This is a genomic window from Vibrio sp. 2096 (assembly GCF_033339595.1).
Lineage (GTDB): Bacteria > Pseudomonadota > Gammaproteobacteria > Enterobacterales > Vibrionaceae > Vibrio > Vibrio alginolyticus.
Genome location: NZ_JAWOUX010000001.1, coordinates 82,117 through 94,071 on the forward strand (window position 1 = coordinate 82,117; position 11,955 = coordinate 94,071).

Here is an 11,955-nt window from a genome sequence, read left to right on the forward strand (position 1 = left end):
TAAAGATCGAAGCACAGTTACTCAGTAAGCTTCTTAGAAAACGATGCATAGCTAATAACTTCACCGCCGTTCTTATCCAAGAGGTCTTGATAAACGCCCTAGAGAACCAAGCAGCCGAAATATGCGATGTTATCATGATTGCTTTTCGAGACCGACGTCCCGACTTTGGCTAATGAGTACAACCCCAACTATGCATCAGACAAAAACATGTATAATTTTTTATACAAGTTATTCAATAACAAGAGTCCCACATGAACATTCATTCGCTTTGCGCTGCGCTATTACTCAGCATCGTCTCATCAGCTACAGCAGCTGAAAACATTCGTATTCAATATTCTCCCATAGAGACAACTCATGAAAAAATCGCCCAACAATCGATTCAAAGCAGCGATGTAAACACCATCTTTGTTGAGCTGTCTCAGGCCTACTTTCCATTTGATAAAGCTCTCACGCTGGTTTACGGCGGAGAAGATGGTCCAATGTATGATCCTGATACACACACAATATACGTTCCTTACACTTTTTATTTGGAGTCGCTCAATTACTTCTCCAATAATCAGTATGGAGAACGCTTCGGAAAATCCCCAAAAACAGGGGCGCTAGATACGTTATTGCACACTTTACTTCATGAAGCTGGACATGCTTACATCGAAGATCAAAGCATCCCTGTTCTCGGAAAAGAAGAAGATGCGGTCGATAATTTTGCCACTATTTTAATGATTGACTTCCTAAAAGATGGCGCAGATATGGCCATTAGCGCCGCCGACATGTTCGCATTCGAATCCGACGACAGACCGGACTACTACGATTTTGGCGAGTACATTGACGAACACAGCTTTGATTTGCAGCGTTACTTTTCAACGTTATGTTTGGTTTACGGTAGTGATCCTGAGCAATACAAAGCCTTACTCGATGAAGTAGAAAAAGACTACCTGCGTGATCGCAAAGAGTTCTGCCAATTCAATTACGGCAACATTCGCGACAATTGGCTGCATTACTTGCAAAACAATGAACCAAAAGAAAATTCGCCACGTAAAAGCGATTAGAAAATCTCAAACAAGAAAACCGCAATGACAAAACTCATCATATTTTATGACGGAACCTGCCCGCTTTGTGCCAAAGAGATGAAGGCGCTAAAACAACGCGATGCCAAGCAGCACATCAAAACCGTCGATATCTATAGTGATGCATTCTCAGATTATCCGCAGATCGATCCTGAACAAGCCAACACCATTTTGCACGCCCTCAACGAAAAGGGGGAACTTCTGCTTGGGTTGGATGTGACCCATCGTGCGTGGCAACTGGTCGGTCGCGGTTGGTTGTATGCACCGCTGCGTTGGCGCGCTGTCAAACCTGTTGCGGATTGGCTTTACCTCAAATTTGCCAAAAACCGCTACCGCGTCTCCTACTGGTTAACGGGCACTTCTCGCTGCAATAACGGTTCGTGTTCACGTTAATTGTGATCCTGCTTAAAAATGCTACGACCTTAGTCTAAATTTATAAACTTCCAGTACTTCTGATTGATTAACTCGGTTAATCTCTAAGCATTACAACAATAAGTATTAATAATTTTATCAGCAAGCTTATTCAGCTTGTCACTTGTAACGCTGCGCCGAGAGAAGGACGTCTCTATGAATCTGACGATCAGAAAACGACTATATATCCTTTCAATAATTCCAATTCTAACCATGGCAATAGGCATGATGTGGTTCACCTATCTACAAACCACAGCCTACAACGAACACGAGATTGAGCAGACTCGAAGTCAAATGATGGAGATGAAAAAAGCCGAGCTCAAAAACTACGTCCAAATGGCGCGCTCCGCTGTCGAGCCACTGCTCGTTCAAAATGCCCCACTTGAAGAAGCACTGCCGATCTTGAAACAGTTGGAGTTTGGTCAATCCGGCTACATCTTCGGTTACGATTCAAAAGGCGTGCGTGTCGTGGTAGGTAAAAACACCAAAGGCATCGGAGAGAACTTCTATAACTTGCAGGACAAGAAAGGCAATTACCTGATTCAGGATTTGATCAAAAATTCCAAAACAGGTGAGTTCACGACTTATTACTTCCCGAAACTCGGTCAGAACGAAGCACTACCGAAATTGAGCTACTCGGTCTTTATTCCTGAATGGGATTTGATGTTGGGTACGGGCTTCTACACTGACGATATCGACGCCATTGTGGCAAACATGGAAGAAGCCGCGCATCAGGCCCTCAACACCACACTGACGGCAATTGCTCTGTTCTGTGTCTCGATTGCAGCCATCGTCGCGGTCTTCGCGGTGTTTGTTAACCGCAGCATCATGAAGCCTATTGAGCAGTTTGATGCTTCAATTCACTCTTTCGCGCAAGGCGATGCAGACTTAACCGCACGCATGGAAGAATCGAGCGTGCCGGAGTTCACCCAGCTGAGCCGAAACTTCAATATCTTCGTTGAAAGCCTGCAAGGCATAATCAAGAGCGTTAGCCACGTAGGGCAAGAAGTGGTTTCAGAGACCAACGACATGTCACAGCGAGCATCGCAAGTGGACGAATTGGCTTCAGGTCAACGTGAAGAAACCGAACAAGTCGCTGCGGCAATGACCGAGATGACAGCAACGGCGCACGAGATTTCCAACAACGCTAACCAAGCGGCGCAATCCGCCAAAGACGCTGATGATAACTCACAGCAAGCAAAACACATTGTTGATTCCGCAGCGAGCTCTGTCGAAGCGCTCGCTTTAGAAGTGTCAGAAGCCAGCACGGTGATTTCTCGTCTAGAGAGCGATGTACAAAACATTTCTTCTTCGCTAGAAGTGATTCAAGACATCGCTGAGCAAACCAACCTATTGGCACTGAACGCAGCCATTGAAGCAGCCCGTGCAGGCGAACAAGGCCGCGGCTTCGCAGTCGTTGCCGATGAGGTTCGTAAACTGGCGAGTCGCACTCAAGACAGCACAGGTGAAATTCACCAAATGATTGAGCAGTTGAAGTCTGGCTCGGATGCAGCAGTGAAAGCCATGGGTTCAAGCCAAGCGCGCGGTGAAGCAACGGTTGAAGAAGCACGAGCAGCCTCTGCCGCACTGCAAGAAATCCAAGCCGCAATTGCTAACATCATGGACATGAACACCCTGATCGCAACAGCAACCGAAGAGCAAAGCCAAGTTGGCCAAGAGATTTCACAACGCATCGAAGTCATCTCTCAACAAAGCAGCCAATCGGCACACCTTGCGAATCAAAACCGCGCAGGTAGTGGCAACCTAAACCACAAAGCTAACGAGCTGTACGACTTGGTCGGTCGCTTTACGGTTTAACGCTTTCCTCACCCATTCTCCATGCAAACAGCGACGCCAAAACGTCGCTGTTTTTATTTCTGCTATCCTCATACGACTTAGCTATAATGCCGCCAACTTAGCACCCATAAGGGCAAACCAGATGATTATTATGACCACCAATTTCGGTGATATCGAGATTGAACTGAACCTAGAACGAGCGCCAGTTAGCTCAAAGAACTTCAAAAAATACTGTGAAGATGGCTTCTACAACGGCACCATTTTCCACCGCGTTATCGATGGCTTTATGATTCAAGGTGGCGGTCACACCGAAGACATGGCAGAAAAGCCAACACGCGCACCGATCGCGAACGAAGCAAACCGTGGTCTAAAGAACCTTGTTGGTACTATCGCAATGGCGCGTACCGATGCACCGCACTCTGCAACAGCACAATTCTTCATTAACTTAGAAGACAATGATTTCCTAGACCACTCCGCAACCACCAACCTAGGCTGGGGCTACGCCGTGTTTGGTAAAGTGACTGCGGGTATGGATGTCGTAAACCGCATCGCGAAAGTGAAAACTACCTCTAAGTTTGGCCACGATGATGTGCCATGCGATCCAATCATTATCGAGAAAGTGACAGTCAACGAATAAGCCCATTCGCCTCTGCGGAGAAATCGTCGTTATAAAACGAAGAAAGCGCCTAACGTCTTATGATCTAGGCGCTTTTTGTTTTTATGACTCAGCCGATTATACCCAAGTGACTTCAAGATGCAGGATTCAGAGCGTTGTCATTGATTCGAGGTCAAGGAAAACAACGCAGCGTAATAGCCAGCTCTTTCCAAGTTGTTTGACACAGAAGTCGAGCCAATGACACGCTCCCAAAGGGCCCTCTTTACAAATAGTAAGGGTCTTGGATTGTATACTTTGTTGTCGATTCTCGAATTAGGCCCACCAAACCTTTAAATCGCCGCCGCGTCTACAAACCAAGTCATTCTCGCTGAACCTAGCATCTCGAGGTTACTTGGGTATAGTTTGGCTTGTGCCGAAGTTATTGATAGAAAAGCTCAGCTTTGGCTCCAACCAAATCCAGTTCAGAGCCTTGAAAATCAGCCAGATATTCAGCAACAAGGTTGTACCCAACCCAATACCCCATGTATTTCGGCCAGCGGCTTTCATCGCTGCCAAGAAAGTAAGCGTCGAAGTTGTAATCTAAGCTGGTCAACTTGCCTTTCATCTCAGCGTAGAAAGGGCGCCAATCTTGATCTTTGATTTGCTCAAACAAGCTCGGAGTGACGCCGCCATTCACCTTACGTTCGAAGTGACAAGCTAACCCTTCCATAATTAGTACATCACCAAGTGCAACGCCACTTTCTCCCGCTCGCATACGGAACAGGTGATGCAACTCATGCGCTAACACCGCAGCTATTTCTTTCTCAATAACGTTTTTAATATCAGTACGTTGAGTATCAAGCAGAACCTCTACACGATAGGCACTTAAGCAATAGCCACCAATCCCCGTCTGCGGTACGTCATTGCGATCAAACGGGCTAACGGTTAGGTCGACGTTACTTAAATCAAAGTAACTAGAAAGCTGTGAGCTCAGGTCATCAAGTTTCTGATGTAAATACTCAGCGAGTGGAGACAACTCTCCCGTTGCATTTAAGAGGGTTACGCGATAACTCATTTATCTTCCTTGATAATGTGGGTTAAGAGCAGCGAGTTTACAGTGTAAAGAGTGAGCAGTTCTAGCGATTACATCCCTTTGAACAAACTTTGAGATGCACGGCTCACCGGGAGCTTGTTCTCTCCAACGTGAACAAACATTCTGCCAGCAAAGTCTTTGTTTACTTTGTTAATTTTGCACACTTGCACCACGCTTGAACGGTGTACTTGCCAGAACTGTTCTGGGTTAAGCTGCCCTATCAACTCTTTCAACGATGTGCGAATCAAATACTCCTGCACTTTACCCTGTCCTTGTTGGGCATACACAGAAACGTATTTTTCTTCCGCTTTGAAATACAACACATCAGACGTGGCAATCAGATGAATATCTTCCCCTTGCGTCGCTTTGATCCACTGAAGATATTGCGGCGTTTGTGGCGCGGATAATTGCTGCAACTGCTCCAATAGGCTGCTCATCTGCACATTACTGCTTTCTTGCTCTCGCTTGGCAAGGCGTGCTTTCACTCTTTCACACGTCGTCAGAAGGCGCTCATCCGAGATAGGCTTAAGCAAATAATCGGCAGCATTTTGCTCAAAAGCTTTGATGGCGTAATCATCGTACGCGGTGACAAACACAATCAAAGGTGGATTGGCGAGTTGATTGAGTTTTTGCGCTAAGGTCATACCATCCAAAACTGGCATACGAATATCAAGAAACGCAATGTCAGGTTGGTTGTGCTCAATGGCTTGCAATGCTTGTTCACCATCCGCAACTTTGGCAATTACCTCTAGCTCAGGCCACACTTCAGCTAGGCTTTTATCTAGATGACGCCTCAATAACGGTTCATCATCAGCAATAATGGCAGTAAACCCTGTATTCATTCCTTTCTTCCTTGATTACGATTCCATTGGCCAGCTCAGGCGAACACAAACGCCACCCTGAGCAGACTCACTGATAGAGACCTCTCCTTGCCCTGCGAACAAAGCTTCAACTCGCTGCTTGAGATTACTTAAACCCACACCTGAACCCATGTGCTCACTAACGTGATTCAAGCCAACACCAGTGTCTCTGACTTCAATCTGCAAGTTCTGTTGTTCGCGCTTAATCTGCAAACTCACTTCGCCCCCTTCACGCTTTGGCTCAATACCATGGATGATAGCGTTCTCTATTAAGGGTTGTAGCATCATCGGCGGTAATTCGGTTCTGCCTAGTCCCTCTTCAACCTCAATCTTGTAACTGAGTCGTTCACCCAAACGAGTTTGTTGAATACCCAAGTAAGCTTCAATTAACGCCGTTTCATTGTCTATGGTGGTGTGCTCTTCGCGTGAGCTTTTAAGCGTTGCACGCAGCAGCGCGGTTAACTGTTCTAGCATCAGCTTGGCTTTATCGACATCTTGCGACATGAGCGCGCTGATATTTGCCAAGGTATTGAATAGGAAATGCGGCTCAATCTGGCTTTGCATCTGCTTAAGCTGACTCAGCAACAGCGCACGATCTTGCTCGGCTTTCTCGCGTTTGATGGCCTCTAACTCTCTTTGAGCGATCGCATGTTGCTCGCGTGAGTAGAAATAGAAAAAGCACATGGCGCTGAATAACAATCCCATGAGACCAACCGACAGCATACTTGAAATACCGAAGTATCCCCCAAGCCAAAGCTGGGCATTCACCACACCAAACAATAGGCAAGCCGTCAGCGAGATAGCCACTTCCACCAAGCGAGGAATGGTAGGAAACAGGCGGTCAACAAGCCATGAGAAGAAGATAGCCGAATAGCCAAATCCAAAGCTAACCGCCACATGAATGTAAAATGGACCGCCCCAAACCGAGAGCGTCATTGCTGAGATAAAGAGACAAAATGCCGTGGTCACTAATAAGCTACGCGGCCATCCACTTTTCACCACTGATTTTGCTGAACACATTTAGAATTTCCCTTTGATGTTAAATACAATCATATGCTTATCATTGATTTGTGCGTAAGCAGATTGGTCGTCTCCGGTTAAAAAGCGTGCGGCAACTTCCACTTCTACACTTTGATCACCATTATCAATCCATTGGTAGCTAAGCCACTGCGTGATAATCACACCACCATCTTGTGGCGACAACATCACATCCAACGTAGGGGTTACATCACTTAGCCAGCCCATATCCGCTTTACCGTTCCATGCAGCCCACGCTTCCACATCCCAACTCCAGTGCAGCATTACGTTATGCTGAACGATATTGGCATGCTGAAACCCTTGGGCATAGCTTGTCGCAAGTAGAGCGCTGCTAGCCAACAGAGAGTTGTTAGGTTCAGGGATCTGAGAGAGTAATTCGCCACGCTCTATTGCTTGTTGCCATTCGCTTTTCGACCATGCTCGGCTGTCGTACCAATATTCAGCAATCACGTTGTGTCCGGCTTGGTTTGCCCAGTTCACCCCAACTAAGGCTTGGAATGCGCAGCCCTGCTCCTCAACCGAAACAGGTTGGTAGAGATCATCCTGCTGAACCTGATAGCCGACACTTTGCTTTTGCCACAGCATTGCTCCGTGCATGGCGATGGATTCATCCCACACCGCAATGGCACTGGCGCCAAGCAAACCTCGGCGCACATCATCGTAATAACCAATCAGCTGATATTCTGTGTCACCCACCAGCGCATAACGACGAATACCAATACCTTGTTGCTCTGCGGCTTGATCAAGTGCACTTTGGTTTTGTTGCCCCCAGCTTGAATCGGTCGCAATGACGGTCCACTCGCCGGCCATATCATAGTGTGAAAGTGAAAACACACCCGCCCCCTCTTCTGCGACTAAGCCAACAGGGTTTTGTCGATAAGGCTTAAACAGATCCAAAGGTCGGTAGCCATAACCGACGCCCCAATCCACACGCAACTTACCTAAACTCACATCCAGAGTGGTATCACCGACTTGCCATTCCCCTAGCCAAGCCAGCTCTCTAATCAGCAACTGGTTATCAGCTTCACTCCACCAGTCACTCTCACCTTGTTGATTGAGGTACAAACCTTGGCTATACAGAGCGAACAAACCACTGAAGTTCTGATAATTCACCTGCACATCCAACAGTGCATTAAGTGAATCACGAGAACTGCTCTGCGCCTGCATAAATGCGCTATCACGCTGCTTGACCGTTTCGTAACTGACAGCCCAATCCCACTCAAAACTCAGTTCATCATTGGCAAAAGCAGGGGCTGACGCGCCCACACACAATGAGGCAGCAATCAACAAACTGGTGCTTTTGTTAAGGTTAGGCTGGTGCGATTTCATGTAACTTCCTTGCTCGTTTTCATGGTTCTATTTACGGAGTTCAGGCTAAAGCTGAGTCGTATTGGCTTTAGGCAGATAGCTTGGGTTGTAGAACTTGTTATCCAGTTGCCAAGGCACGATTTCTTGATACTCGATAACGGTCTTTTTGCTCGGCTGAATGCTATCGAGCAAGGTCATCTCACTGACGTAGTCTTCACCGTTGTCAGTTGCACGTCCGTATTGCGCTTGCTTGGCGAGTTTGCCAGAGCGCAAGTAAAGATCAGCTTTAATTGGAAACGCATCTTGCTCAGACAACCACAAGTCGATCTTCTGATAGCTCGCCCCTTTGGTTTTCGCGGTTAAAGCAAGGTGATAAGCCGCGACACTTTCCCCGTTTACCGAAACGGTTTCTGTCGCTTTCCATTCACCTTGATAATCTTGGCTCCACGTCAGCGTTGAGATGTCGCCGATAGACGCTTCACCAAGCAGCTTTTGCATTGGCGTAATGCGAATCGGACGGCGGCTCTTCGGCATTTGTAGCCAATAGTTGTCGCCCATCATCAACATCTTTTGCCCTGCTTCAACCGCCGATTTGAATACCACCAGCGATTCACGATTTGGACGCGTGTACACGTGGTAAAGGCGAGTTTTATCTAATTCTTGGTCTTGATATAAGCGCACCAGTGACACCACTTTGGAGGAATCATCTTGCAAGCGGTAGCTGTCGGCTTTTTCAATCAATTGCGCGACTTGCTGTGCATCTAACGCTGTTTCATTCGCACTGGCATTCATGCTTACAACGCCGCTTGCCGTCAGCAATGCAATTGGTAATAGTGATTTGAAATTAAACATAAATCAGTGCCTCCGTAATTGGCTTGTTCACCCCTTTGCGCGCCGAGAAAAACGCCGCAACCAAACAAATCATCAATACTGCGAATCCTGCGACAGCCACCAGCTCCCAAGAGAAGTAAATCGTCAATGGGTAACCTTCTGTACGTCCTGGCGGTGGCGGCATTTGCACATCCACGACCATCAGTAAGACGGTAACTAACGCAGTAAACAAAGCGCCGATTAAGCTGCCAATCACCGCAAGTAACCCTGCTTCGCGCAAGAACCCAGCAATGATTTCGCGAGGGTAGCTACCAAGTGCTGACAAGGTGCCAATTTCACGGGTACGCTCGGTGACCGACATGGTCATGGTGTTGAACAGGGCGACAAAGACCACCAACGCCATCACTGCCCCCATAATGCCGAAGATGCGGTCGTACAAATCTTTCACTTTGAGATAGAAGAACGCACGTTCTTGCCAAGGCGTAATCTCAATATCTTGGTCACCAAAGTTCTGTTTTTGCTTAATCAGAACTGAAGCCACTTGTTGCTCGACTTGGCTCGTTAAACTGGTGTCGAACAGGAAGACCGATAACGCGCTGACTTTGTCTGAACCGAGCAGCGATTGCGCGCTGTTGATGTGCACGTACAGCTGGCGTTTATCAAGCTCTGGTACGCCGGTTGAATAGATGCCACGAACTTTGAAGTCATACGCATTCAATGCACCGTCGGTTGTGGTCGCCAGCAAGGTAATCCAATCGCCAACGTGCACGCTTAAGTTGTTCGCCAAATCAACGCCAAGCATCACTTCCGGCTCTGCTGGGTCATAACGCGATGCATGAATGTTGGATAGCGTTTGCCCTTCGCGCACATCCAAAAACGGTCCTTTCATATCGAATTCGCGCTCGTTCACGCCAATACCGATAAAGATCGATGATTTGTTGCCGTTGGAAATCAAACCACTGAACTCAACTCGTGGCTGCACGCCTCGCACTTCGTTTAAGCCAATCAATTGCTTGGTGATGTCGTCGGCGTGAGTTAAACCGTTACTCAGTGGCATCTCTTCTTCTTTAGCGAAGTAACCTGGCGTGGTTAACGTCAGATGCCCCGTGTCACGCGCTGTCGACTCTTTCAAACTGTCGTAGGTGTACAGACCAAAACCGCCCGCACTGGTTAAGGCAAACACGGCAATGGCGATGATCAGCATCGACAACAAACTGCGGCGGCGATTGCGTTGCAGGTTCAACCAAGCAAGGCGAACCGAAACAGGAATTAGCTTGCCCATGAAACCTCCTCCACACTTGCGTGCGTTTGGGTGATTTTGCCATCCACCAATTCAATGGTGCGATCGCAGCGAGATGCCATACGAGGGTCGTGTGTAGCGACGATAAAAGTGGTGCCAAGCTCGTGTCCGAGCCCTTTCATAATGTCGATGACCTTGTTAGCAGTTTGACTATCAAGACTTGCGGTTGGCTCATCGGCAATCACCAATGCCGGTTTGTGCACTAAGGCGCGTGCAATTGCCACACGCTGCTGCTGGCCGCCTGATAGGTTATCGGGCATGTGATGAATAAACTCGCCTAAGCCAACGTGCTCTAACATTTGTGTGGCGAGCTCGGTTTGTTCTACTTTTGAAAAGCCATTGAAATGTAGCGGATACGCCACGTTCTCTAGCGCTGTCATCACGGGGACAAGATTGAATTTTTGGAACACAAAACCAAGCTTTTCACGGCGCATTTTCGCCGCCTGCATTTGTCCGGTTGGGTATGGGCTGCCTGCAAATGTCACCTGACCTTGGTATTGAGTATCCAGCATGCCAAGCACGTTAAGTAAGGTGCTCTTGCCTGAGCCAGACGGCCCGCACAATGCCACCATTTCGCCGGCAAATACTTCACCAGAAACGTCTCGCAATGCACGCACCGTTTGGCTGCCAAGGGCATAATCGCGACTAAGTTGATTAAAAACGATCATGACGCCTCCCTAATACTTGGCTAGCAACGCTTTCGCGGTTTGCGTTTCTAGATTGCTGTCGCCCAATTGCTCCATTTGCGCTAACCATGTTTTGGCTTGTTGAACATCTTCAGCGCGCAGTGCCGCTTCAATGGCATAACGGTAAATCCACGAAGTAGCCGCGAAAGGTTGTTGGCTAAAACTCGGTTCATCGAGCAGAGAAAGGTACAGCTCGTAGCCACGCTCAAAGTGATTGAACATGTCTGGCAGAGAAGTAAATGTGGTAGCTGCCATAGCGGTGGCTAGTTGGTATTCCGGCAAACCTTGTAAGCGTTGTTGCTCTTGCAGTGGTACTGGCTGATTCGCCATTAGATCCAAACCTTTTTGGATAGTAGCAAGACCGCGCTCGGTGAACTTCATCTTGTTCCAAGGCATAAACGCCTCACGACCTTGCAACGTCTCAGCACTGCCCAAGTAAACCAAGGTCACCGGCGTTGCGCCCTGCTCTTCGAGTTGTTTGGATAGTTCGCCATAAACAGTATCAACTAAGCCAGAGTCACCCTGCGCCGCTTGGTTGAATTGACTGAGTGTGCGCTCGCTTGGGTTAGCCAGAGCCAGATTGCTGCTAAGTGCAAATGTGGCGATAAAGGTACTTGCCAGTTTAAGAGCTTTGATTAAGCGAGATTGAGAAACCATCATGTACTGTCCTTAGTTGAACGTGATTTGATGGTTTCAGATTAAGGGAGAAGATCGCACGCTGCTTTTGCATGCGACCAATGGCAGTTATGCAGAGTGAATGGTATTGAGAGAGGATGAATGACATTCACTTAAACAGAAAATACAATTCCGCTCATTCGTAACGCTACATTTTTACGGCAGTAACAATAAAAACACTGGCTTAAAATCTGAGGCTAGTGTATTTATCCATCCCACAGCTACCCATAACAGACAGTGTCGCACTCTCCTTTCTTACACACCTTTGCATGGTGTCTGTTGTTTCCAAATCGAGAT

The 11,955-nt window shown here is 47.5% G+C and carries 12 protein-coding genes; 4 read left to right on the plus strand and 8 right to left on the minus strand.

Annotation, left to right across the window (positions count from 1 at the left end; genetic code table 11):
- Positions 1-251 precede the first annotated feature (251 nt).
- From R7Q41_RS00435 to R7Q41_RS00450, 4 genes are all read left to right on the plus strand, one after another.
- On the plus strand, positions 252-1,046 hold the full coding sequence (locus tag R7Q41_RS00435; protein ID WP_318108533.1) for a DUF4344 domain-containing metallopeptidase: 795 nt from the start codon (positions 252-254) through the stop codon (positions 1,044-1,046).
- Between the two features lie 24 nt (positions 1,047-1,070).
- Entirely contained in the window at positions 1,071-1,457 is a 387-nt protein-coding gene (locus tag R7Q41_RS00440) for a thiol-disulfide oxidoreductase DCC family protein (RefSeq protein ID WP_064376351.1), read from the plus strand.
- Between the two features lie 174 nt (positions 1,458-1,631).
- A complete protein-coding gene (locus R7Q41_RS00445) occupies positions 1,632-3,293 on the plus strand; it encodes a methyl-accepting chemotaxis protein (RefSeq protein ID WP_064376350.1) in 1,662 nt (553 codons plus the stop codon).
- Between the two features lie 121 nt (positions 3,294-3,414).
- Complete coding sequence (locus R7Q41_RS00450; protein ID WP_206225789.1) at positions 3,415-3,909, plus strand: peptidylprolyl isomerase; 495 nt, start codon at positions 3,415-3,417, stop codon at positions 3,907-3,909.
- Positions 3,910-4,306: 397 nt separating this feature from the next.
- Here the strand turns inward: R7Q41_RS00450 and R7Q41_RS00455 are convergent, their stop codons facing one another.
- The 8 genes from R7Q41_RS00455 to R7Q41_RS00490 all read right to left on the minus strand — a co-directional run bounded on the left by R7Q41_RS00455 (position 4,307) and on the right by R7Q41_RS00490 (position 11,643).
- Positions 4,307-4,942 carry a DUF2268 domain-containing putative Zn-dependent protease gene (locus R7Q41_RS00455; protein ID WP_104976355.1) on the minus strand — a complete coding sequence of 212 codons (636 nt, stop codon included), beginning with the start codon at positions 4,940-4,942 and terminating at the stop codon, positions 4,307-4,309.
- Between the two features lie 68 nt (positions 4,943-5,010).
- Positions 5,011-5,802: a LytR/AlgR family response regulator transcription factor gene (locus R7Q41_RS00460; RefSeq protein ID WP_238970640.1), complete on the minus strand. Its 792-nt coding sequence runs from the start codon at positions 5,800-5,802 to the stop codon at positions 5,011-5,013.
- Positions 5,803-5,817: 15 nt separating this feature from the next.
- Positions 5,818-6,840 carry a sensor histidine kinase gene (locus tag R7Q41_RS00465; RefSeq protein WP_318108538.1) on the minus strand — a complete coding sequence of 341 codons (1,023 nt, stop codon included), beginning with the start codon at positions 6,838-6,840 and terminating at the stop codon, positions 5,818-5,820.
- Entirely contained in the window at positions 6,841-8,187 is a 1,347-nt protein-coding gene (locus tag R7Q41_RS00470) for a hypothetical protein (RefSeq protein WP_318108540.1), read from the minus strand.
- Positions 8,188-8,232: 45 nt separating this feature from the next.
- Positions 8,233-9,018, minus strand: a complete 786-nt coding sequence (locus R7Q41_RS00475; protein ID WP_191116174.1) for an outer membrane lipoprotein-sorting protein — start codon at positions 9,016-9,018, stop codon at positions 8,233-8,235.
- Positions 9,011-10,279: an ABC transporter permease gene (locus R7Q41_RS00480; RefSeq protein WP_182034302.1), complete on the minus strand. Its 1,269-nt coding sequence runs from the start codon at positions 10,277-10,279 to the stop codon at positions 9,011-9,013. Before R7Q41_RS00480 ends, R7Q41_RS00475 begins: the two co-directional genes overlap by 8 nt.
- Complete coding sequence (locus tag R7Q41_RS00485; protein WP_318108545.1) at positions 10,267-10,965, minus strand: ABC transporter ATP-binding protein; 699 nt, start codon at positions 10,963-10,965, stop codon at positions 10,267-10,269. The genes R7Q41_RS00480 and R7Q41_RS00485 overlap by 13 nt, the downstream gene beginning before the upstream one ends.
- Before the next feature lie 9 nt (positions 10,966-10,974).
- Positions 10,975-11,643: a hypothetical protein gene (locus tag R7Q41_RS00490; protein WP_033907237.1), complete on the minus strand. Its 669-nt coding sequence runs from the start codon at positions 11,641-11,643 to the stop codon at positions 10,975-10,977.
- Positions 11,644-11,955: the final 312 nt, after the last annotated feature.

Excerpts from the sequence above, each read along its gene's own strand:
- R7Q41_RS00435 (WP_318108533.1), top strand. The coding sequence starts at position 252 with ATGAACATTCATTCGCTTTGCGCTGCGCTATTACTCAGCATCGTCTCA.
- R7Q41_RS00440 (WP_064376351.1), top strand. The coding sequence starts at position 1,071 with ATGACAAAACTCATCATATTTTATGACGGAACCTGCCCGCTTTGTGCC.
- R7Q41_RS00445 (WP_064376350.1), top strand. The coding sequence starts at position 1,632 with ATGAATCTGACGATCAGAAAACGACTATATATCCTTTCAATAATTCCA.
- R7Q41_RS00450 (WP_206225789.1), top strand. The coding sequence starts at position 3,415 with ATGATTATTATGACCACCAATTTCGGTGATATCGAGATTGAACTGAAC.
- R7Q41_RS00455 (WP_104976355.1), bottom strand. The coding sequence starts at position 4,942 with ATGAGTTATCGCGTAACCCTCTTAAATGCAACGGGAGAGTTGTCTCCA.
- R7Q41_RS00460 (WP_238970640.1), bottom strand. The coding sequence starts at position 5,802 with ATGAATACAGGGTTTACTGCCATTATTGCTGATGATGAACCGTTATTG.
- R7Q41_RS00465 (WP_318108538.1), bottom strand. The coding sequence starts at position 6,840 with ATGTGTTCAGCAAAATCAGTGGTGAAAAGTGGATGGCCGCGTAGCTTA.
- R7Q41_RS00470 (WP_318108540.1), bottom strand. The coding sequence starts at position 8,187 with ATGAAATCGCACCAGCCTAACCTTAACAAAAGCACCAGTTTGTTGATT.
- R7Q41_RS00475 (WP_191116174.1), bottom strand. The coding sequence starts at position 9,018 with ATGTTTAATTTCAAATCACTATTACCAATTGCATTGCTGACGGCAAGC.
- R7Q41_RS00480 (WP_182034302.1), bottom strand. The coding sequence starts at position 10,279 with ATGGGCAAGCTAATTCCTGTTTCGGTTCGCCTTGCTTGGTTGAACCTG.
- R7Q41_RS00485 (WP_318108545.1), bottom strand. The coding sequence starts at position 10,965 with ATGATCGTTTTTAATCAACTTAGTCGCGATTATGCCCTTGGCAGCCAA.
- R7Q41_RS00490 (WP_033907237.1), bottom strand. The coding sequence starts at position 11,643 with ATGATGGTTTCTCAATCTCGCTTAATCAAAGCTCTTAAACTGGCAAGT.